At 59.7% G+C, this 23,228-nt stretch carries 16 protein-coding genes and 1 tRNA gene; 9 read left to right on the top strand and 8 right to left on the bottom strand.

What is annotated here, in order from left to right; all coding sequences use genetic code 11:
• Positions 1-89 precede the first annotated feature (89 nt).
• Positions 90-166: transfer RNA gene (locus FHT85_RS19450), tRNA-Arg, on the top strand.
• A gap of 1,023 nt (positions 167-1,189) precedes the next feature.
• The gene (locus FHT85_RS19445) at positions 1,190-2,095 is read left to right on the top strand and encodes an HNH endonuclease (protein WP_162709786.1); all 906 of its coding nucleotides are present in this window, start codon (positions 1,190-1,192) and stop codon (positions 2,093-2,095) included.
• Between the two features lie 179 nt (positions 2,096-2,274).
• Here the strand turns inward: FHT85_RS19445 and FHT85_RS19440 are convergent, their stop codons facing one another.
• Positions 2,275-2,541 carry a BON domain-containing protein gene (locus FHT85_RS19440; protein ID WP_069612897.1) on the bottom strand — a complete coding sequence of 89 codons (267 nt, stop codon included), beginning with the start codon at positions 2,539-2,541 and terminating at the stop codon, positions 2,275-2,277.
• A 198-nt stretch (positions 2,542-2,739) separates the two neighbouring features.
• Between FHT85_RS19440 and dxr the strand changes: the two genes are divergently transcribed.
• Complete coding sequence (dxr, locus tag FHT85_RS19435) at positions 2,740-3,933, top strand: 1-deoxy-D-xylulose-5-phosphate reductoisomerase (RefSeq protein ID WP_112412660.1); 1,194 nt, start codon at positions 2,740-2,742, stop codon at positions 3,931-3,933.
• A 77-nt stretch (positions 3,934-4,010) separates the two neighbouring features.
• On the opposite strand, the gene hemA is transcribed toward dxr, so the two are convergent.
• The 4 genes from hemA to FHT85_RS19415 all read right to left on the bottom strand — a co-directional run bounded on the left by hemA (position 4,011) and on the right by FHT85_RS19415 (position 9,171).
• Entirely contained in the window at positions 4,011-5,222 is a 1,212-nt protein-coding gene (gene hemA / locus FHT85_RS19430) for a 5-aminolevulinate synthase (RefSeq protein WP_112412659.1), read from the bottom strand.
• Positions 5,223-5,440: 218 nt separating this feature from the next.
• Positions 5,441-6,235, bottom strand: a complete 795-nt coding sequence (locus tag FHT85_RS19425) for an FAD binding domain-containing protein (RefSeq protein ID WP_112412658.1) — start codon at positions 6,233-6,235, stop codon at positions 5,441-5,443.
• A 20-nt stretch (positions 6,236-6,255) separates the two neighbouring features.
• Positions 6,256-8,601, bottom strand: a complete 2,346-nt coding sequence (locus FHT85_RS19420) for a xanthine dehydrogenase family protein molybdopterin-binding subunit (protein WP_112412657.1) — start codon at positions 8,599-8,601, stop codon at positions 6,256-6,258.
• An 81-nt stretch (positions 8,602-8,682) separates the two neighbouring features.
• Entirely contained in the window at positions 8,683-9,171 is a 489-nt protein-coding gene (locus FHT85_RS19415) for a (2Fe-2S)-binding protein (RefSeq protein ID WP_112400529.1), read from the bottom strand.
• Positions 9,172-9,469: 298 nt separating this feature from the next.
• Between FHT85_RS19415 and FHT85_RS19410 the strand changes: the two genes are divergently transcribed.
• From FHT85_RS19410 to FHT85_RS19385, 6 genes are all read left to right on the top strand, one after another.
• On the top strand, positions 9,470-9,769 hold the full coding sequence (locus tag FHT85_RS19410) for a YMGG-like glycine zipper-containing protein (protein WP_112336410.1): 300 nt from the start codon (positions 9,470-9,472) through the stop codon (positions 9,767-9,769).
• A 315-nt stretch (positions 9,770-10,084) separates the two neighbouring features.
• Positions 10,085-12,010, top strand: coding sequence for an autotransporter assembly complex protein TamA (locus tag FHT85_RS19405; protein ID WP_112412656.1), 1,926 nt, complete (start codon positions 10,085-10,087; stop codon positions 12,008-12,010).
• A gap of 65 nt (positions 12,011-12,075) precedes the next feature.
• Entirely contained in the window at positions 12,076-16,260 is a 4,185-nt protein-coding gene (locus FHT85_RS19400; RefSeq protein ID WP_112412655.1) for a translocation/assembly module TamB domain-containing protein, read from the top strand.
• A gap of 334 nt (positions 16,261-16,594) precedes the next feature.
• Positions 16,595-17,530: an arginase gene (gene rocF, locus FHT85_RS19395; protein ID WP_112412654.1), complete on the top strand. Its 936-nt coding sequence runs from the start codon at positions 16,595-16,597 to the stop codon at positions 17,528-17,530.
• Positions 17,531-17,692: 162 nt separating this feature from the next.
• Complete coding sequence (locus FHT85_RS19390) at positions 17,693-18,169, top strand: chemotaxis protein CheW (RefSeq protein WP_106999223.1); 477 nt, start codon at positions 17,693-17,695, stop codon at positions 18,167-18,169.
• A gap of 297 nt (positions 18,170-18,466) precedes the next feature.
• Positions 18,467-20,140 carry a methyl-accepting chemotaxis protein gene (locus FHT85_RS19385; RefSeq protein ID WP_112412653.1) on the top strand — a complete coding sequence of 558 codons (1,674 nt, stop codon included), beginning with the start codon at positions 18,467-18,469 and terminating at the stop codon, positions 20,138-20,140.
• Between the two features lie 73 nt (positions 20,141-20,213).
• Here the strand turns inward: FHT85_RS19385 and FHT85_RS19380 are convergent, their stop codons facing one another.
• The 3 genes from FHT85_RS19380 to fdhD form a co-directional block, all read right to left on the bottom strand.
• On the bottom strand, positions 20,214-21,875 hold the full coding sequence (locus FHT85_RS19380) for an OFA family MFS transporter (RefSeq protein WP_112412652.1): 1,662 nt from the start codon (positions 21,873-21,875) through the stop codon (positions 20,214-20,216).
• Positions 21,876-21,981: 106 nt separating this feature from the next.
• Complete coding sequence (locus tag FHT85_RS19375; protein WP_112412651.1) at positions 21,982-22,248, bottom strand: formate dehydrogenase subunit delta; 267 nt, start codon at positions 22,246-22,248, stop codon at positions 21,982-21,984.
• Positions 22,238-23,065: a formate dehydrogenase accessory sulfurtransferase FdhD gene (gene fdhD / locus FHT85_RS19370; RefSeq protein ID WP_112412650.1), complete on the bottom strand. Its 828-nt coding sequence runs from the start codon at positions 23,063-23,065 to the stop codon at positions 22,238-22,240. Before fdhD ends, FHT85_RS19375 begins: the two co-directional genes overlap by 11 nt.
• Positions 23,066-23,228 lie beyond the last annotated feature (163 nt).

The following is a 23,228-nucleotide window of genomic DNA, read 5'->3' as shown; positions in this document are numbered from 1 at the left end:
CGCGCGGGACACACGCTCAAGACAGATTGTCTCCACGACGCAAAAGGGCTTGGCTTCGGGCCTTTGCTTTTGTATGGATCATGCCGAGTGGTCTCGTAGCTCAGCAGGATAGAGCATCAGATTCCTAATCTGAGGGTCACGCGTTCGAATCGCGTCGAGATCACCATTGTTTTCACTGATTTAATATCATTCTTGACCTGGTTCTCGTGCGCCGACCCGTTTACCAGAACTGCCAGCATTTACAGGTGTTTTCAGCCATTAGCGGAAATTCGGTAGCGCATGATATTATTACATCGGCATTGGATCCGCACCGAGCCGCAGTTGTAAAAGATAAAAAAGTCCGCCACATAGACGGGAGTGCGCGTTTACCTACTATCAGCGGACCGAATTATGAGCGGATTACCGTCTCTCAAAGATTTTGTGGAAGCTATGGGTGTAGCATGGCCCATCGCTTTTGCCATTTGGTTAGGCAGCTGCGCGATCCTGTTGGCGGCACATATGGGAGTGACTTACGTCGCGCATTTGCCAGATTGGCTCCTAACGCTAGCGTTTATCCTCGCTGTGTTTTCTGCAGCGGTATGCTGCACGGCCGCCCTTCGTGAGTTTATTTCCACAGGTACACGGTTGCTAGCAGGGCGTGCGGCGAGAAAAGATCGCTTGCAGCGCCTGGCTCGCCTTAACGATCTACCAGCTCACGAACATCAAATAATGGCCTTTCTCTGCATGACGAATACGCAAGTCTTTCCTGCGCAATATGCCGATGCACGGTTAGTAGGACTCATCGAAAAGGGTCTTATTAATCGGCAAGGAGGCCAGCACAGTATACTCGATTGGCCCCACGCTGTTCCGAATTTCATATGGGATGAGATGCGTCGAAATCCTGAGAAATTTACTATCGATGTGAGGGTGTTCGGAAATCCCCTAGCACGCGGCAGATTATAGCGATTGCCAGGAGCGAGATATCTCAATTTAAGGATTTCAGTCACTTGGTAAAAGATTGGACATAAAGCCATTTCGCACAATGATTATGGTTTTGGGAAATGTGTCTAAGACGAAAACTAGATTCTTTTGCAGGCTCGCAAACATTTGGCTGTAAATTGAACTGCGCCGCGCGTCGGAAGGTCGGCCTTGAATTTCCTAGGACACAGGTTCTACCATAGGCATTATTTAACTCTCAATGTTGCGACAAATGCGCGAGAACAAAGCAAATAAGTTTGGACTGAAGCGATCTTCCCTTACCTCCGGTCAAAAGCGACAGATTCGACAAAATGCTGGCTTTGGATGCGTGATTTGCGGAAAAGCCATTGGGCAATACGAGCATATCGATCCTCCCTTTTCGGAAGCAAAGGAGCACGATCCTTCTAAGATGACCTATTTATGTGCGAGCCATCACGAAGAGGTAACACGCGGTCATAGATCAAAAGAATCGGTCGCTAAGGCAGCCCTCGACCCAATCGCCAAGAAGGCAGGATTTTCCTTCGGGGCTTTCGATGTTGGTTCCGATAGCCCAACCATTACAATTGGCCCGGTTGTCGTTAAATCTTGCAAAAGCATCATCACAGTCCTCGGCAAAGAGATGCTAGCTATTCATGATCCAGAAGAGCCAGGCGCTCCATTTCGACTTAACGCCGAAATGCGAGACGCGGCCGGTAAAGTGATTTTCAGCATCCAAGATAATGAGTGGAAGATCCGCAATGGCAACTGGGATGCTGAAATCGTAGGGCCGCAGATAATCATCAGAGAATCACCGGGAAGCATCGCCTTAAAAATCCGCACCGATCCGCCATCTTCCCTTTTTGTTGAACAAATGAACATGAGCTATCGCGGACATAGCATAGAATGTGATGCCCAGAAGTTCGAGATTGTTGCACCTTCCGGAAGGAGAATTTTGGTTGGTGGAGCTCGAATGACCGGGTGCGAAGGTGCTGTTGTAATAGATAGCAACTCGATCATTCTCGGAGTTGGTGGAGGAAGCATAATGCTAATGAACGCCGCAATTGACTATGTTCATAAGCCACCTCTCAGGTCTATTCGAAGGAGAAGGCTCGAACTTTGGCTCCGTTCAACAACAGCCATAGTTTGGCATTCCAGTTAGCATTTTGAAGCGTTGATCTCGCCTCAATAACATAAGCTTGGGAAGCTCGACTTATTGTCGACAGGGCAAGCACTTCGCTGTAAAATTCGACCGTTTGCGTTCGAAAAACCCGTTTAATATCAACGGCGCTGTATAGATCCAATCGGGCGCGGCATGAACGCGAACTTAAAACCCTGCCATCACCCCACCGCAATCCTGTTCCTCACCAACCGCACGCCAGGAATGGACTCGGCGACCGCGGTTGCCCGCTTCACCTCCTGATAGGTCGCGACCGATCCGTGCAGGCGGATTTCCTGGCCTGCCGCAATCACGGTGACATCGGAAGCATCGATTCCGCCGGCAACGGCGAGCGCGTTGGCAACGGCGGATTCCAGCGCCGAGCGCCTGGCTTGGTCGTTTTCCAGATAAAGCTCCATGCCGTGAAACGTTGCCGCCTTGAAAACCATTCGTCGCCCTCCGCACTCAGGTGGTCAGAAAACGCAGCAGTTTGCATTTGGTTCAATGGAGATTGAAAAAAATATGACTAATTGCGCGCTCGCTTTTCGCGTGCGCCGCCAGCGGTGCGGTTGCACGGCTCCGGACTTGCCGCTCCCGGCAATCCCCTGTAGAGCCTTGGAGGAATAGCAGCAAATGCGGATACCTGAATGAACACCGCCAGCAAGGCGCGTCGCCGCCTGACGATATTGGGTTCGACCGGCTCCATCGGCCAGAACACGCTCGACGTCATCGCCCAGCTTGGCGGACGAGATGCGTTCGATATCGCCGCCATCACCGGACATGACAATATCGAGCTTTTGGCCGAGCAGGCCAAGGCCTGCGGCGCCGCTTTTGCGGTGACGGCCAATGAAGAACGCTATCAGGAACTGAAGGATGCCCTGGCCGGGTCGGGCATTGCCGTCGGCGCGGGCAAGAAGGCTTTGATCGAAGCCGCTTCGATGCCCTCGGACTGGGTGATGGCGGCGATCGTCGGCACCGCCGGCCTTGCCCCGACGCTGGCGGCCGCGCGCCGCGGCGCCGATATCGCGCTCGCCAACAAGGAATGTCTCGTCTCCGCCGGTGATCTCTTCGTGCGCGCCGTTACTGAGGGCGGGGGACGGCTGATCCCGGTCGACAGCGAACACAGCGCCATTTTTCAGGCATTGGAAGACGACCAGCAGCATGCGGTGGAGCGCATTATCCTGACCGCATCCGGAGGCCCCTTCCGCACCTGGACGCGCGAGCAGATGGCCAATGTCACGCCTGCGATCGCCCGCGCCCATCCCAACTGGTCGATGGGCTTCAAGATCTCGATCGGCAGCGCCTCGATGTTCAACAAGGCGCTTGAAATGATCGAGGCCAAGCACCTGTTCAATGTGCGCCCCGATCAGATCGAAGTCGTGGTCCACCCGCAATCCGTCATTCATTCCATGGTCGGCTACACGGATGGCTCCATTCTGGCGCAGCTCGGCTGTCCCGACATGCGCACCGCCATCGGCTACGCGCTGACCTATCCCGCCCGCACCAAGCTCAGCGTCGACCGCCTGGATTTCGCCAAGCTCGCCCGGCTGGACTTCGAGGCGCCGGATGAAGTGCGTTTCCCGGCGCTGCGCCTTGCCCGCACGGCGCTGGAACGCGGCGGCCTTCAGGGCGCTGTCATGAATGCGGCCGAGGAAATCGCCTTCCACGCCTTCGTCGATGGCCGCATCGGCTTCCTCGAAATGGCCGATATTGCCGAAGCCGTCATGGAGGAGATGATCGCGACCGGCAGCGCCGACACCATGGATGCCGTCTTTGCCGCGGACGCGGAAGCACGCAGCCGTGCCGCCGTGCTCGTCGCCCAGCGGGAGAAAGCTGCGTAATACGTAAGTATAAGCTTACAATTTACAGCAGCTTGGCAGAAGCCCACAGCGGCCCGGCAGAAAGAGGAATTCGTCCCTTACGCAACAGCCCGGGCAAGCGCACAGCGAGACCAGAGCGCGTGCAGCGCACCCACCAGCTGTTCGATATCGCCATCCGAATGCAGCGGCGTCGGCGTGATGCGCAGGCGCTCGGTCTTCTTCGGCACTGTCGGATAGTTGATCGGCTGGACGTAGACACCGGCGTCGAGCAGCAGATCCGAAATCCACTTGCACTTGGCCGCATCGCCGACCATGACCGGAACCACATGGCTCGGGTTCGGCATGTGCGGAATGCCGGCCGCATCAAGCTGCGCGCGCAGCCGGCGAACACGGTCCTGATGGCGGGCGCGTTCGAACTGGCTGACCTTGAGGTGCTGGATCGAGGCGACGGCACCCGCGGCCAGAGCCGGCGGCAGCGACGTCGTGAAGATGAAGCCTGACGCAAACGAGCGGATGAAATCGCAGAGCGCGGTGGAAGCGGCAATATAGCCGCCCATGACGCCGAACGCCTTGCCGAGCGTACCCTCGATGACGGTCAGGCGGTCCATCAGTCCCTCGCGCTCGGCAATGCCGCCACCGCGCGGGCCGTACATGCCGACGGCATGTACTTCGTCGAGATAGGTCATCGCGCCATACTTGTCAGCGAGATCGCAGATCTCCTTGATGGGGGCAATATCGCCATCCATGGAATAGACGCTCTCGAAGGCGATCAGCTTCGGCGCCTTGGGATCGGCGGCCTTCAGCTTGGCTTCGAGATCGTGCAGGTCATTGTGCTTCCAGATGACCTTGTCGCACTTCGCATAGCGAATGCCTTCGATCATCGATGCGTGGTTGAGCGCATCCGAGAAGATGATGAGGCCGGGAATGCGAGCGCCGAGCGTGCCGAGCGTCGCCCAATTGGAGATGTAGCCGGAGGTGAAGATCAGCGCAGATTCCTTGCCGTGGAGATCGGCAAGCTCCTGCTCGAGCAGAACATGGTGGTGATTGGTGCCAGAAATATTCCGGGTGCCTCCCGCACCCGCGCCACAGTGATCGATCGCTTGCTTCATCGCCTCGATCACTTTCGGATGCTGACCCATGCCAAGATAGTCGTTGGAGCACCAGACGGTCACTTCCTGCGGGCCGTTCGGGGTATGCCTGATAGCGCGGGGGAAATTGCCACTGCGGCGTTCCAGATCTGCGAAGATCCGGTAGCGGCCTTCATTGTGAAGACCTTCCAGCTCGCCCTTAAAAAATGCTTCGAAATCCATCATATGCTCCAGTACCGTGCGACCGTTTTCGAGAATGCCGGATCACACGTCAACCCCTCCGCATTGCTTTCGCGCCCGCTGCGGCAAATGGCCCCTAATTTTGAACAATTCCAGACAAGAATAGCCAATCACATCAATTTGACAATCGAAACCATGCTGGAAACACTCTCTCCGGAGCGGCGGGTAAACTCCGCCGCTCCGAGCTTATTTGCGGCAATCTATGCCGCAGCCACGGCACGCTTGGCCATGACCTTGATCAAATTGGCGCGATACTCGGCCGTTGCATGCAGGTCGGAAAGCAACGATGACGGATCGACCGTTACGCCGGTAACCGCATCCGGCAGCCAGTTCGCCGCAAGCGCCTGCTCCAGTTCGGCATGGCGGAACACGCCGTCCGCACCGGCACCGGTGACGGCAACGCGCACCCCACCTGCCCCCTTGGCGACGAAGACCCCCGTCATCGCATAGCGCGAAGCGGGATTGGGGAACTTGGCATAGCCTGCACGCTCCGGCGCGTCGAAGGCGATGGAGGTAATGAGCTCAGCCCCCTCCAGCGCCGTCTCAAACAGGCCACGGAAGAAATCGTCGGCCGCGATTTGCCTCCGGTCCGTGACGATGGTGGCTTTCAGCGCCAACATCGCCGAGGGGTAATCCGCCGCCGGATCATTGTTGGCGATGGAGCCGCCGATCGTCCCCATATGCCGGACATGCGGATCGCCGATCATGCCGGCAAGGTCGCAGAGTGCCGGACAGACCGCGCGGATGGCGGCAGAGGAGGCAACCTCCGCATGGGTGGTCGCCGCTCCGATCGTGACCCTGCGGCCATCGACGCGGATCCCCTTGATCGAAGGGATATGCCTGAGATCGATGAGATCGCTCGGCGACGCCAGACGCTGTTTCATGGTGGCGATCAGCGTCATGCCGCCGGAGACATATTTGCCCTCGTCGGTGTTCGACAGAAGCTTGACGGCTTCGTCGACCGAGGAGGCGCGATGGTAATTCGTTGCATACATAGTCCTATCCTCCTCTCGTTTCAGGCCGTGGCCCGTGCCGCTTCCCATACCTTGAGCGGGGTCGCCGGCATGTTCAGCCTGTTGTTGCCGATGGCATCGGTAATGGCGTTGATCAGCGCCGGCGGCGAGCCGATGGCGCCTGCTTCGCCGCATCCCTTGATCCCTAGGGGATTGTTCGGACACGGCGTGTTCTGATGCGAAAGTTGGAAGGACGGCAGGTCGTCGGCGCGCGGCATGGTGTAGTCCATGAAGCTCGCCGTCAGCAGCTGGCCGTTCTCATCATAATGCACGCCTTCCAGCAACGCCTGGCCGATGCCCTGCGCGATGCCGCCATGCACCTGTCCTTCGACGATCATCGGATTGATGATATTGCCGAAGTCGTCGGCCGCGACGAACTGCACGATCTCCGTCTTGCCCGTCTCCGGGTCCACCTCGACCTCGCAGATGTAGCAGCCTGCCGGGAAGGTGAAGTTCGCCGGATCGTAAAAGGCGGTTTCCTTGAGGCCCGGCTCCATGCCGGCGGGCAGATTGTGCGCGGTATAGGAGGCGAGCGCCACCTGGAACCAGGGCAGCGTCTTGTCGGTACCCGCGACCTTTAACTCGCCGTTCTCGATGACGATATCGCTTTCGTCGGCCTCCATCAGGTGAGCGGCGATCTTCTTTGCCTTCGCCTCCACCTTGTCGAGCGCCTTGACGACGGCGGACATGCCGACGGCGCCCGAGCGGGAACCATAGGTACCCATGCCCATCTGCACCTTGTCGGTATCGCCATGGACGATGGAGACGCTGTCGATCGGCACACCGAGGCGATCGGCGACCAATTGCGCGAACGTCGTCTCATGCCCCTGTCCATGGCTGTGAGAGCCGGTGAGCACCTCGATGGTCCCGACGGCATTGACCCGCACCTCTGCCGATTCCCAGAGGCCGACGCCTGCCCCGAGCGATCCCACCGCCTGCGAGGGCGCGATGCCGCAAGCTTCGATGTAGCAGCTCATGCCGATGCCGCGCTTCATGCCGCGACGGGCGGCTTCCGCCTTACGGGCCGGAAAGCCGGCCCAATCAGCCTGCTGCATGGCCGCGTTGAGCGAAGCCTCGTAATCGCCGGCGTCATAATTCATGATCACGGGCGTCTGGTAGGGGAACGAGCGTATGAAGTTGGTCCGCCGGAGTTCCGCCGGCGAGACGCCGAGTTCGCGCGCCGCCGTTTCCACCGTGCGCTCCAGCAGATAGGTCGCCTCCGGCCGCCCTGCCCCGCGATAGGCGTCGACGGGCACGGTATTGGTATAAACCGTGCGGACATTGGCGTGGATCGCCGGAATGGCATATTGCCCCGACAACAGCGTCGCATAGAGATAGGTCGGCACCGCCGAGGAAAAGAGCGACATATAAGCGCCGAGATTGGCGATCGTGTCGACTTTCAGAGCCGTCATGCGATTTTGCGCATCGAAGGCCATCTTGACCTTGGAAACATGATCGCGACCATGCGCATCGGTGAGGAAGGCCTCCGTGCGGTCGGCCGTCCATTTCACAGGCACGCCGGTCTTCTTCGACGCCCAGAGACAGACAATCTCTTCCGGATAGATATAGATCTTCGAGCCGAAGCCGCCGCCGACATCCGGCGCGATGACACGCAGCTTGTTTTCCGGCGCGACATTATAGAAGGCGCTCATGACGAGCCGGGCCACATGCGGGTTCTGGCTTGTGGTGTAGCAGGTATAGTGGTCCTCGGCCGCATCGTAGATGCCAAGTGTGGCGCGCGGCTCCATGGCATTCGGCGAAAGCCTGTTGTTGTGGATCTCGATTTCGGTGACGTGCGCGGCCTCGGCAATCGCCTTGTCGGTCGCTGCCGCGTCGCCAAGCTCCCAGTCGAAAATCAGGTTGTTTGCCGCTTCCGGATGGATCTGCGGTGCGCCAACTTTCAGCGCGTCAACTGCCTCGACGACGGCAGGCAGTTCCTCATAATCGACCGCTACGGCTTCAGCCGCATCGCGTGCCTCGCCAAGACTGTCGGCAACGACGATGGCGACGGCATCGCCGACATAGCGCACGGTATCGACCGCCAGCGGCCGCCAGGCGCCCATCTTCATCGGTGAGCCGTCGCGGGAATGAATCATCCAGCCGCAGATCAGATTGCCGATGCCGTCATCAAGCAGCTGCTTGCCATCGAGCACGCCGATCACGCCCGGCATGGAGAGTGCCGCCGACGCATCGATGCTCTTGATCTTTGCATGCGCATGCGGGCTGCGGACGAAATAGGCATGTTTCATGCCCGGCGTCACCATGTCGTCGGTGTATCGCCCCTTGCCCGTCAGAAATCGCTTGTCTTCTTTTCGCGCCACGCGCGCACCAATGCCTTCAACGCCCATCACATCCTCCATTGGGGTTCCGGGCCCGGCAATCCGCCAAGATCACAGTCCAAGCGTTTAGCCAGACGATCTCGGTGGAATTTATTCGGCCGCCTGCTGGGCGGCGTTCATTGCGGCATTGGCTGAAAGCACCGCCTTGACGATATTGTGATAGCCGGTGCATCGACAGATATTGCCTTCGAGTTCGTTGCGCACCGTCTTCTCGTCAAGCTTGCCGCCATGGCGGTTGATCATGTCGACCGATGCCATCACCATGCCCGGCGTGCAGAAGCCGCATTGCAGGCCATGATGCTCCTTGAAGGCAGCCTGAACCGGATGCAGCTCGCCATTGGCGGCCAGACCCTCGATGGTTGTGATCTTGGAGCCGGAAGCCTGAACGGCCAGGATCGAACAGCTCTTCACCGACTTGCCATCCATATGGATGACACAGGCGCCGCACTGGCTGGTATCGCAGCCGACATGGGTTCCGGTCAGGCCGAGTTTTTCCCTGATGAAATGGACAAGCAGCGTGCGATCCTCGCACTCGCCGCTGACCGAACGGCCGTTCACCGTCAAAGTCACTTTTGCCATATTTTCCTCCTCGCCTCTCCTCCAGAGGCATGGAGCATCATTTGACTTTTTCGCAATCCAATCAACCTCTACTTTAGAGAGGAGGTGGATTTTCTGCCTGGCGGCAAGCTGTTTTCTTCTCCAGACAGGACGCCGCCTTTTTTCAGCAATAAAAAAACTGCTATCCACCAATAGACAATCATATTTTGCACGATATTTTCTATTGTTGCAGGACTGTAAAGACAGCCCATCGTGGTGGAGCTGAAGAATTGGGACGACGTTGGCCGAGGTTCGGCTTAACTAACGTTGGAGAGAGTAAATGAAGAAAGTTCTTATGCTCGCATTGGTCGGCTTGTCTATCGCAAGCTGCACGCCGACCGAACAGGGCGCAGGCATCGGCGCAGCAGGCGGCGCGATCATCGGCGGAGCCGTGACCGGTAACGTCCGCGGCGCAGCTGTTGGTGCCGCAATTGGCGGCCTTTCCGGTGCAGTCATCGGCAGCGTCCGGGAACAGCCCGGCCAGTGCTACTACCGCGATCGTTACGGACGTCGCTATATCGACGATTGCCCGCGCGGCGGCTATCGCGGTGGTTATGGCGGCGGCTACGGCGGCTATTGATCGATTTTTCATCGCATTTGGAAGGTCCCGGGCTACAGCCCGGGATTTTTTTATTCGGGCGACGGAGGGTTTGACGTGGGCACAGCAGCCAGACCGGCGCCCGCAAGGACAACTCCGATGCGCCATTCTTCAACCGGCCCTAATATGTGAAATCCCGCCTTGAAACGCGGGCTTTTCACCCGCAAAAGGTTATCTTTTCCCCGTTTTTGACTCCAAAACGGTACACCTGAGGGACTTTTGCCTCTATGGTGGCCGCGCGTTAACTCCCGGGAAACGTCAAACTGAGTAAGTTCTCATGTAACCGTAAAGCGGCGTATGCATAAAAGAACTGAACCGAGAAAGAGTATTGCGTATCGGCGGGCAGGAACCGTGGCAGCGGTTGCGGCAGTGCTGGCGCTCGGTCCTGTGTGCGCCCAAAATGCCTTTGCATTCAAGCTGTTCGGCATCAAGCTCTGGGGCGAAGACGAAACGGCTGATCAGGTGTCCGATCCCGTCCGCTACACGGTCGATTTCCAGGCCGACAATCTCGACAAGGATCTGAAGGAAGCGTTGAACGACAGCTCGATGCTGATTTCCGACAAGGACAAGCCGGTCTCCGGCGACCTCGGCGTCGTCGTGAAGGCGCGTGACGACCGCGATCGCCTGATAGCCACACTTTACGAGAAGGCCCGCTACGGCGGCGTGGTCACCATCACCATCAACGGCACCCCCCTCGATGCCTTGCCGCCGACACCGACCTTCAGCCGCGCCAAGCCCGTTGTCGTCACGATCGGCGTCGATCCCGGCCCGGTCTTCAAACTTGGGAAGATCAACCTGCTCGGTGACGCCGCCAGGCTGGATCCGGCCAATTATGGCCTCATGCGCGGCGGCGATGCCGGCTCACTGACCATTCTGAAGGCGGGCGACAAGATGGTCGCCGACTTCAAGAACGAAGGTCATCCGCTCGCCAAGCTGGACAAGCGCGATGTCGTCGCCGATCATGCGAGCAATACCGTCGACGTATCGCTGAAGGTTGAAAGCGGTCCTGTCGCTCCCTTCGGCAATGTCGGCGTCACCGGCCAGAAGTCGGTCGATCCGGATTTCATCAAGCGCTATGCCCGCATCAACGAAGGCAAGCCCTACTCGCCCGATGAGCTGAAGAAGGCATCGGATCGCCTGAGAAAGCTCGGTGTCTTTTCCAGCGTCACCATCCGCGAGGCCGACAAGCTGGCGCCGGATGGCAGCATTCCGACGACCATCGAGGTGTCGGAAGGCAAGCAGCGCTTCTTCGGTGTCGGCGCACAATATTCCACCATCGACGGCTTCGGCCTGCAGGGCTATTGGGGGCACCGCAATCTGACCGGACGCGCGGATTCGCTACGCATCGAAGGGTCGGTATCGCGCATCGGCGAGACCACGGATGTCGGTCAACTCGACTACACCGCCGGCATTACCTATGTCAGGCCGGCGACCTTCTATCCTTCCGCGACCTTCACGGCCGGCCTCAAGATGCAAAGCCTGCATCCGGACGCCTACGACGCCAATACCGCGACGGTGAGCGGCGGACTCGCCTATGAAATCAACGATCAGGATACGGTATCCGCCGGCGGCGAGGTTTCCTATGAATCCGATACTACCGATGCTTTCGGAAAACATAATTACCTGACGGTGGCGATCCCACTCGAATACGTCCGGGACACGCGTGACAACAAGCTGGACCCCACGGAAGGCTTTCGCGCCTCCATCAGCGCCAAGCCGAGCTATGAGGCAATGGGCGGCACGGTTTTCAGCTCCTTCGAGGGCTCGATCACCGGTTACAAGGGCATAGGCGCCAACAACAACGTGGTCTTCGCCGGAAAGCTGGCTGCGGGCTCGCTGCTGGGTGCGAACAGCATTGAGGACATTCCCGCCACCCGGCGTTTCTATGCCGGTGGCGGCGGCTCGGTGCGCGGTTACAGCTATCAGGAAATCTCGCCCTATAACTCGCACGGTGACGAAACCGGCGGGCGCTCCTACGTGACCGCCTCCTTCGAAGCGCGGGTGAAGATCACCGATACGATCGGTGTCGTACCCTTCCTCGATATGGGCAGCGTCACCGACAGTGTCTTGCCCGACGGGTCCGACCTGCGCATTGGTGCCGGCGTGGGCTTGCGCTACGCTACGCCCTTCGGCCCGATCAGGCTCGATGTTGCCGTGCCGTTGAAGAAATATGACAATGGCACATCTTATGGCATCTATGCCGGCATCGGCCAGGCCTTCTGACAGACTGTATAGTTGTCGCGGGCCTTTCAGCACACGGTTACAAAGTTGAGGTTACTGTCGCTTTCATGAGCATATTGATTCGAATTCTCGGGAAACTGGTGCGCTGGATCGCTTATGCGGTCGTGGCAATCCTCTTGCTCGTGATCGCGGCTGTGCTCGTCGTCGGTCTAGTACCCTCCGCAACCGGCTACGCCGTCGATCAGGTGGCGAAGATCGCCTCGACGCCGGATCGCACCATCGCGATCGCCGCGCCCTCGGGGCTGTTGAACGGCAATCTGAGGGTCGGTTCGATCACTGTGTCCGACACGAAGGGCTCCTATGCCAAGGTGCAGAACCTTGCCATCGACTGGTCTCCACTGTCCTTGCTGACCGGCACCTTCCATGCCGATCGCGTCGCAGCCGATGTCGTCGATTTCGAACGGCCGCCGGTTTCGACGGTCGCACCCGCGCCAGAAACGCAGTCGACGGGTGGCGGCGGCTTCTCCCTGCCCATTGCCGTCGATATCGGCGCCATCGCCCTGCCTGATCTTCGCATCGGACAGGCTGTCGCGGGACAGGATTTCGTTCTGGCCGCCGACGGCAGTGTCAAAGCAAACAGCAGCAGTATGGGTCTGACACTCAATGCCTTCAGGCACGACGTGCCCGATGCCAAGCTTTCCGCCGATATCGCCTTTGCTCCGGCCGACAATCAGCTGAAACTGAAAACGCAGATTTCCGAGCCGCGCGACGGCATGCTGGCCGGGCTGCTGCACCTGCCGGGCGGACCCGCCGTCAACATCGACCTTTCCGGCGACGGCCCCCTCTCCAACTGGGCTGGCAAGCTGCAAGCGGCACTCGACGGTAAGCCGACAGTCGCCATCACCGGCCACCACAGCCTCTCGGCCGACGGCCTGCATCATATCGACGTCAAGGGCGGCGGCGATGTCGATTCGCTCCTGCCGCCGACCCTGCGTGCGCTCTTTGCCGGCCAGACGACAATCGATCTTTCGGCGGCCTTTGACGGCAAGGGCAAGATCGATATCCAGACCGGCAACCTCGCCACAGGCAGCGCCGTGCTTGCTGCATCGGGCACGCTCGATCCCGCCGGCAACAACAGCCTCAATGCCAATCTGATCGGCACTTCCGGTCCTGTCGACTTCCGCTGGCCGATGGAAAACGGCGAGGCCCGCGCCCTGATCTCGCGGGTTGACATCGCACTGACGGGTGCGGCGCAATCGGTGAAAATCGATGCCAAGGCCGCACTTGACAGCGCCAGCACGCCGCAAGGCAACATCGGACAGATCAATCTCGGTGCCCGCAGCGATGCCTTCAATCTCACCGCCATGTCCGGCCCGCTGCAGCTTCGCCTGGTTGTCGGCCAGACAGCCTTCGTGAGCCCCGACCTCAATCGCCTGATCCGCGCGCCGATTGCCCTGACTGCGCCGCTTCAGCTCTCGCCCGATACGATCGGCTTCAACAATACAACATTGGAAAGCGCCAGCATCGGCGGCACCGTCAACGGCAAATATACGCTGTCGTCAAAGGCGCTCACGGGCAATTTCAAGCTTTTCGCCCTGCCCGGCGTTCTGCCGGATGGTGTCTCGAACAAGTTCGAAGGCACGATCTCCCTGGAAGGCCAGGTCGCCGGCACTGTGCCGACCAAGATGACGCTCTCCAATCTTGCGGTGAAATCCAATGTCGCCGAGATCAACGGCAATGTCGCGCTCAACGACCAATCGCTGACATCGGATCTATCCGGCAAGGTGCTCGACCTTTCCAAGCTCGTCCCGAATGCGCAGGGACAGGCCGATATCGGTCTCAAGGCCAAGGGTCCCCTCTCTGCGCTTGATATCGACGCGACCGTCAAGGCCGTTAATGTCAAGCTGGCGGGACGGCTGCTCGATACGCTCGATATCGGCGTGACCGGTACCGCCGACCCCAAAGCTCCGCAAGCAAAGGTTCAGGCAAGCGGCGCAATCGATGGCAAGCCGATCCGTATCACCGCCGACGCCGTTTCCAAGGATGGCCGCACAAGCATCCCGTCGCTGGCAGCCGAAATCGGCACCAACAAGCTGCAGGGCAAGCTGGATTTGTCGCCGAGCTTCGAGCCAACGGGTGCATTGACCTTCGACCTCCCGGATCTCAGCCTGCTGGCCGCCCTTGCCGGCCAAAAGGCCGAGGGCGACCTCAAGGGCTCGCTCGATATCGCCAGCGCCAACGGCAAGACCGGCCTGAAGGTCAACGCCAATGGTAATGGTATCCGCCGAGACGATCTCGTCATCAGCAAGCCGGCCGTAGCGCTTGCCGTCGACGATCTCAAGGCCTTCTCCGCCAATGGCAGCATCCGCGCCGATACGATTGCCTCGGGCGCCAACCGCATCGCCGATCTCAATCTGACCTTCACCCAGCAGGGCAGCCGCACGGATTTCGATCTGAAATCGGCCTATGACAACGCGCCGCTGACAACACGCGGCAGCGTTGACACGGCTGGTGGCCAGACGACAGTTAATCTCGATTCCTTTGCCGGCGCACCGCGCACGATACCGGTGAAGCTTGCATCGCCAACAAAGATCGTCATCAAGGACGGCATCGCCTCGCTGAACGGCCTGACCCTTCAGACTGGTGGCGGTTCGGTAACCGTTGATGGCACCGCCGGGCAGGCCCTGAACATCAATGCGAAGATCGCCAACCTGCCGGCGAGCCTTGCCAATGTCTTTGCGCCAACGCTTGCGGCGGAGGGCGTGATTTCGGGCACGGTGGCGGTCACCGGCAAGGCCGCCTCGCCCGCCGTCATCTTCCAGACCAACTGGTCGGGAGCGGCGACGAGCCAGACGAAATCCGCGAGCCTTGCCGCACTCGGCATCAAGGCCGACGGAAAATTTGCCGACAATATCGTGACCATCAATACCAACCTGACCGGCCAAAGCGGCCTTGCACTGAATGGCGGCGGCACCATCGCGATTGCCGGCAACAAGTCGATGTCGCTGAGGTTTGCCGGTAATCTGCCGTTCGACGCCTTGGCAGGCCAGCTGGCCGCCCAGGGCCTCGTCATGACAGGCACCGCCAAGATCGACATGCAGATCGGCGGCACGACGGCGGCACCCGCCATATCAGGCTCGATCACCACCGACAGCGCCAAGCTGGTCGATGTACGGCGAAACCTGACGCTCAACGGCCTTGCCGTGACCGTTACGCTCGACGGCAGGCAGGCGGTCATCTCGCGGCTGAGCGGCAACCTCACCAGCGGCGGCAGCATTTCCGGCAGCGGTACGGTCGGCATTGCTCCGGATAGCGGTTTCCCTGCCGATATCCAGATGAAGTTCAACAACGCGACCTATGTCGACGGAACCCTCGTCACCGCAACGGTCAACGGCACGCTCGGCATCAAGGGACAGCTGATGACCGCGCCGATGCTGACGGGCAATCTCCGGATCAGCAAGGCGTCCATCACCGTGCCGCAAAAGCTGCCGGCATCGCTGTCGGAGATCAACATCAAGCACAAGAATGCTCCGGCTGCGGTCAAGGCCCAGTTCAAGGATCAGAAGCCGGAGGCGCCGCGCAGCAAATCGACGACTCTCGGCATTGACCTGCAGCTCGATGCTCCCTCGCAAATCTTCGTTCGTGGCCGCGGCATCGATGCCGAACTCGGCGGCAACATCACAGTTCGCGGCACGGCAGCCGAACCTGTGGTATCCGGCGGCTTCACCATGCGGCGTGGACGTCTGACCATCTTGAGCCGTCGGCTGGATTTCACCGATACCAGCAAGATCACCTTCGGCGGCGACCTGACCCCGGCGCTAAACATGGAAGCGACGTCGACGGCAGGCTCCACCACCATAACGGTCGATGTCACCGGCCTGGCGACCGACCCACAGATCGGCTTCTCGTCTTCTCCGGCTTTGCCGCAGGACGAGGTTCTGGCGCAGCTGATCTTCGGTCAATCCATGTCGAAACTTTCCGCCATGCAGATCGCCCAGCTCGCCGATGCCGCCAGCCAGCTTGCCGGCGGACGCTCCACGTCGCTGTTCGAGGGGTTGCGCAGCCATCTCGGCGTCGATGATCTCGATATCTCGACGGATGCGAACGGCCAGGCACAAGTAGGCGCCGGCAAATATATCAACAAGCGCACCTATATCGAGTTGCAGCAGGGCGCCTCAAACAACACCAAGGCGATCATCAATTTCAATGTGGGTCGCGGCGTGAAGCTGCGCGGCGCGGCGGGATCTGACGGCGCCGGGGAAGCGGGCGTCGTCTACGAGCATGAATATTGAGGAACACCTCTTCCGCGAGAACAAGTTATTGCCGAGCACCTCGCCGCGGATGAAGCAGAGATATGCACCCTGTTGCGTAGCGCGAGCTCGCATGAAGATTGTCCACTGGCTTATCATTCTGCGCAATCGGATTGATCAATCTGTCGAAAGCCGGTTGATTCTGGACAATTTTCCATCTTTTTGCTGTCATCCAGACAATTGATAATGCAAGCCAACATAATGCGGATCGGTCGGCTCTTCATGGCCTCGATCTGATCCATGCCGTTGTTTTTACCCGTTCCGGAAAGCCGCTGCTGGCTTTTCCGGAATCGCTCTAACCCTCGGAGCAATGCCGATGAATACGCAATCCACTCCCGTTACCCTGATCGGCGTTCCCCTGGAAGAAGGATCTGGTCGCCGCGGCGCCGGCATGGGTCCGACGGCGCTCCGCATCGCCGGCATCGAAACCACGCTGACCGAACTTGGCCATCGCGTCACGGATAGCGGCGACCTGCATCCTGTTCCAGCAGCGGACCTGCCCGACCATCCCCACGCTCACAATTTGAAGATCGTCGGCGCCTTCACGCGCGCACTGGAAGCAAAGGTTTACGAAGTCGCATCGTCCGGCGGCTTCCCGCTGATCCTGGGCGGCGACCACAGCCTTTCCATGGGCAGCGTCTCCGGCATGGCCCGCCACGCGGCGGAAGTTGGTCGCCCCCTCTTCGTGCTCTGGCTCGACGCTCACTCCGATTTCAATTCCCCCGCTACCTCGCCCTCAGGCAATATTCACGGCATGCCCGTTGCATTCTTCTGCGGCGAAGCCGAGATCGAGGGCGTTCTGCCGGCCGGGCGGCCGCTGGTCGATCCGACGAAGGTCTTCCAGGTCGGCATCCGCTCCGTCGATCCGCGTGAACGTGAAGAAATCCGCGAACACGGCGTCAACGTCTTCGACATGCGCTCCCTCGACGAGCAAGGCGTCGCCGCCATCATGCGCAAGGTGCTCGATACCGTCGGCGAAGCCAACGGCCTGCTCCATGTCAGCTTCGATGTCGATTTCCTCGATCCGGATATCGCACCGGGTGTCGGAACCACCGTGCCGGGCGGCGCGACCTATCGCGAAGCGCATCTCATCATGGAAATGCTCTCCGACAGCAACCTCGTCTCATCGCTCGACCTCGTGGAGCTCAACCCGTTCCTCGACGATCGCGGCAAGAGCGCCCGTGTTCTCGTGGAAATGGCGGCAAGCCTCTTCGGCCGGCGCATCTTCGACCGCCCGACACGAGCCGCTTAAAGGGGCTCCATTCCTTTCCGGGGCTACTCCTTCCCGACATCATACCGCGTAAGACTATCCAGTCGAAACTGCTTGTATAGATTTAGGTTTAAGCAATGTTCTTGCTCTATCGTGCCAATAACACGTCGGATTCGACGTGACGGTTCAATGGGAAGAGCGTTCATGGCCACGATCAACTCCACCAGCTTTAGCGGCGAAACTCTGGAGATCATTGCCTTCCGGCTGCATGATCAGGAATTCTGCGTCAAAACCACCACGATCCGCGAAATTCGCGGCTGGGCGCCATCGACGCCGATCCCGCACGCGCCGGCCGATGTCATCGGCGTCATGAACCTGCGCGGCTCGGTGATCCCGATCATCGACCTTGCCTACAAGCTCGGCATGCAAAGCACGGTCGCCAACGAGCGCAGCGCCATCGTCGTCGCCGAAGTGCATAGCATGGTCATCGGCATGCTGGTCGACCGCGTCTCCGACATCCTGACGATCGCTTCCAGTCAGGTACAGCCGGTTCCGGAAGTAACCGCCTCCTTCGATCGCGCCTATTGCGAAGGCATCATCGCCACGGAGAACGGAATGATCTGCTTCCTGAACCTCGCCAAGATGTTCAAGGAAAACGAAACAGACGAGCTCGCCGCTTAACTTCCCAGCATAGTCTTTCCAAAGAACCGCCGCCCTCCGCGGCGGTTTTTTATTTCCTCATAATTTTAGCTAATTATTTTTTATTTAAATTGTAATTTCTAATAAGCTAATTTTTACTCAAAATTAAAGGAGGAAACTCCATCATCGATTGTGAAGCGAGGAAAGAAAATACAATCTCTACATTCCGGCAATTCCGTGCGGAACGCCTCTCAGAGGCGTCTCGGCGAGCACAGTCGTCCGCTTCGATGTCATTCAATCGACGCTCGGCAGGCGCGAGCTTTCTAGGAGGGAATAGGAATGTTCAGTCTATCATCGGATACCAGCCGCATTCTGTCCGCCATGTCCAAATCGCAGGCCATCATCGAGTTCGATCTCGAGGGTAAGGTTCTGACGGCAAACGAGAATTTCTGCCGCGCGCTGGGCTATGAGCTGAAGGAAATCGTCGGCAACCATCACCGGATGTTCTGTGATCCCGCCTATATCGCAACCCCGGCCTATCATGATTTCTGGGCGCGTCTCGGCAGTGGCGAATATGATGCCGGCACCTACAAGCGCCTTGCCAAGGGCAATCGCGAAGTCTGGATACAGGCCTCCTACAACCCTGTCTTCCGCAACGGTAAGCCGGTTAAGGTCGTAAAATTCGCCGTCGATGTCACCGACGCCAAGAAGAAGGCGATCGATGACGCGGGCAAGCTCGCGGCGCTCTCGCGCTCACAGGCCGTCATCGAATTCCTGCCGACCGGCGAAATCCTGACCGCGAACGAGAATTTCTGCAGCGCCATGGGCTATGCGCCCAGCGAGATCGTCGGCAAGCATCACAGCATTTTCTGCGACCCTGCCCATGCCCGCACCGAGGAATACAAGCGCTTCTGGCAGCGCCTGGCGCAGGGCGAGTTCATCGCCAACGAATTCGTCCGCTACGGAAAGGGCGGCAAGGAAATCTGGATCCAGGCGGCCTATAACCCCATCGTCGACGCTGATGGCAAAGTCTACAAAGTCGTGAAATTCGCGACGGATGTCACCTCCCGCATGAGCGCCATCAGCGAACTCGCCGGCGCACTCCGCAGCCTCTCGGAAGGCGATCTGACGAAGACGCTCGAACGCTCTTTCGTGCCTTCCATGGAGCAGCTTCGCCACGACTTCAACGCGACGATCAACAAGCTTTCCCAGACGCTGACTACCGTCGGTCACAATGCCAGCGCCATTGCTGCCGGCTCGCGCGAGCTTGGCGACTCGGCAGAAGCCTTCTCAAGACGCACGGAGCAGCAGGCCGCCTCGGTGGAAGAGACGGCCGCAGCCCTGGAAGAGATCACCACCACGGTCGCCGATTCCAGCCAGCGTGCGGAAGAAGCAGGGCGCCTCGTTGCCGAGACCAAACGCGGCGCCGAAGAATCCGGCACGGTAGTCCGCAACGCCGTCGCCGCCATGGATCAGATCGAGAAATCCTCGCGTGAGATCACCAACATCATCGGCGTCATCGACGATATCGCTTTCCAGACCAACCTGCTGGCGCTGAATGCCGGTGTCGAGGCCGCACGTGCCGGCGAGGCCGGTAAGGGCTTCGCCGTTGTTGCACAGGAAGTGCGCGAACTGGCACAACGCTCGGCCAGCGCCGCCAAGGAGATCAAGGCGCTGATCACGACATCGAGCGAGCACGTCAGGAACGGTGTCGGCCTGGTCGGCCAGACGGGCAAGGCGCTGGAACAGATCGTCACCCAGGTCGGCGATATCAACACCAACGTCGCTGCCATCGTGAAGGCGTCGAAGGAACAGACGATCGGCCTTCGGGAAATCAATTCGGCGATCAATTCGCTGGATCAGACCACCCAGCAGAATGCTGCGATGGTCGAAGAGAGCACCGCCGCAAGCCTCAGGCTCGCCAACGAAGCGGACGCGCTGCATACGCTGCTTGCGCAATTCCGCCTCGCGGACTCGATGATCCGCCATATGGTCGTCCGCCGCGCCGCCTGATCGTAAAGCCCTGCTGAAAATCAAGAAGCCGCCCCGAATTTCGGAGCGGCTTTTTGGTCATTTAGAGGATCGTTTAGCCGAACAGAGCGTAGGTGCTCTTGATCGTCACCCAGACACCCCAGAGGAGCGGAATACCGACAAGCGCCCAGGCAATCAGCGCCTTGCCATCAAACCCACCCGTGCCGATGCCGAAAGAGCCGGTAGGCCCAGCATTGGCGGCAGCGGTCTTCGCCTGCAGCGCCGCCACTTCCTCATCCGACATGAACCATTTGTCCGAGAGCGGCTTGACCAGCGAATTGGCAATCAAGCCCAGAGCCAGCGTGACCGCAAGAATATACATGGTGAAGGTGTAGAGCTGTGCGCCTTCCACGCCCGCTGCCTTCTGCGCCTCGCGGATATAGTTGACCACGACAGGCCCGATGATACCGGCCGTCGCCCATGCCGTCAGCAGCCGCCCATGGATGGCGCCAACGAACTGGGTCCCGAATATATCGGCGAGATAGGCGGGAACGGTCGCGAAACCGCCGCCATACATCGACAGGATGATGCAGAGCGCGCCCACGAACAGCACCTTGCTATGAATGCCTGCCGCCCAGGGAGCCAGGACATAGAGTGCAATGCCGATCACGAAGAAGCAATAATAGGTGTTCTTGCGGCCGATCCTGTCGGATAGCGACGCCCAGAAGAAGCGCCCGCCGATGTTGAAGAGTGACAGCAGACCGGCAAAACCGGCGGCGATGGCCGCCACCGCCGCGATCTGGTCCTTGCTGAGATCGGCGAATTTCAGGTCCGGCAGGCCGATCAATGCGCCGCCGAAGATTTCCTGCAGCATCGGGGAGGCCATGCCGATAACGCCGATACCGGCCGAGACGTTGAGACACAATACCGCCCAGATCAGCCAGAACTGCGGGGTTTTGTGGGCATTGCGAAGATGCACATGCTTTGTCGTGATCATCGAGCTCTTGGCGGCAGGGGCCGTCCAGCCCTCAGGACGCCAGCCGGCCGGCGGCAGACGATAGCCGAAGGCGCCGCCCATCATGAAAACGAAATAGATCGCTGCCATGACGATGAAGGTCTGCCAGACACCGGCGGAGCCATCCATGCGAAAGTGGTTCATCAGCAGGCTTGCGAGCGGCGCGCCGATCATCGCGCCTCCGCCGAAGCCCATGATGGCCATGCCGGTCGCCATGCCGCGCCGGTCGGGAAACCATTTGATCAGCGTCGACACAGGCGAAATATAGCCGAGACCAAGCCCGATACCGCCGATGACACCGGCGCCGATCCACATGATCCAGAGCTGATGGAAGATCACGCCGATCGCCGCAATCAGGATACCGCCGCACCAGCAGCAGGCAGCAACCACGCCGGCCTTGCGCGGCCCCGCTTTCTCAAGCCACCCACCCCAGATGGCAGCGGAGGAGCCGAGCAACACGAAGAAGAGCGTATAGATCCAGCCGAGATCGCTGACGCGCCAGTCGCAGCTTGTCGTGAACAGGGCAGTCAGAAGATTGAGGCTGGCGCATTCTGCAGGAGCTGGAGTCGGAGTGCCGAGCGCCTTGGAGAGCGGCAGCCAGAACACACTGAAACCATAGGCCATGCCGATGCAGAGATGGATCGCCAAAGCCGCCGGCGGCACGAGCCACCGGTTAAAGCCCGGCTTGGCGATGATGCGCTCGCGATCGAGCAGACCCGCCGTTGCCGTTCCTCGGGAAATATTCGTATCCGCAGCCGTCATGAACAACTCCTCCTTGCTTCAAATACCCCGCATTCTTCCCTCCGCAGGACTCGGATTCGAGGATGGAGCCTCCTCTCTCCATCCCAATGCATCATCAATGCTAGTATTAAGCCGGCTTAATTTCTTCGGGCGGCGCGGGTCTGTGGATCAGCGAGGCCGCCTCCAAGACCAAAGGGCTGAGCCCGCTGTCGCCATGACCGATGATCGTGAACAGCTGGCGCCGCATGCGCGGCTCCCAGAATTTGTTGATGTGGGTGGCAACGCCCTGTGCGGCTTCATTTGCCGGCTGCGTCTTGAAGAAGGTGGCGATCTGGTTCGCCATATAGATGAGCTTGGTTTCGGTCTTGCCGTGCGGCGTTTCCTCAGGCGACATCGGCGATGCTCCCCGTGATAATGCGATGCGGATGGGTGAAAATCTCGAAATCGTCGCCGCGCACCAGCGCCACCAGCGTCATGCCGGCCTCCTCGGCCGTGCGAACGGCGAGCGCCGTCGGCGCGGAGATGGCAACCAGCACAGAACTGCCCAATATCGCCGCCTTCTGCACCATCTCGACGGACAGGCGGCTGGTGACGGCGACCACACCTTCCGAGCCCTTATGGCCGGAACGGATCACGGCACCGCAGAGCTTGTCGAGCGCATTGTGCCGGCCGACATCCTCGCGCACGGCAAGCAAGCCCTCGGAGGGAATATAGAAGCCCGCACCATGCACAGCATGCGTCTCGCGATGCAGCGGCTGGGCATCATTGAGGAGAGCGATGGCGCGGACGACATCCTTTTGCGTCAGCTTTAAAGCAACGTTCGAGACATCCGGTACCTTGCGCACCGCCTGCTCGATCGATTCGATGCCGCAGAGGCCACAGCCGACGGGGCCGGCCATATGGCGGCGGCGCAGCCGCAGTGCGTCGGCCACATCGTCGACCAGAGCGATCTGCACATCGATCCCCTGCTGGTCTTCGATCGGCTCGATCGCGACGATCTCACTTATATCGGTGATAATGCCCTCGGTGAGGCTGAAGCCGACGGCGAAATCCTCGATATCGGCGGGCGTGCCCATCATGACCGCATGCGACGTACCGCCATAGGAAAATGCGATCGGCACTTCCTCGGGGACGATGCGCGTGCCCGAGCGGACCAGGCCGTTGCGGCGGGCGGTTTCGGGGACGGTGGTGGTGGGGGTGAATTTGGTCATTGGATAGCCTTCCCTTCTCCCAAACGGGGAGAAGGTGGCGCGCAGCGTCGGATGAGGGGGGCAAGGAGCGATAGCTCCGCGTATCTCGAGCGCAAATGAAGAGCAGCTCCCCTCGCGCGGAGAGTCCCCCTCATCCGCCCTCCGGGCACCTTGTCCCCAAGGG

Origin of the sequence: Rhizobium sp. BK312 (assembly GCF_014193605.1) — a bacterium.
Classification (GTDB): domain Bacteria; phylum Pseudomonadota; class Alphaproteobacteria; order Rhizobiales; family Rhizobiaceae; genus Rhizobium.
This window is presented reverse-complemented; position numbering and strand designations above follow the sequence as displayed.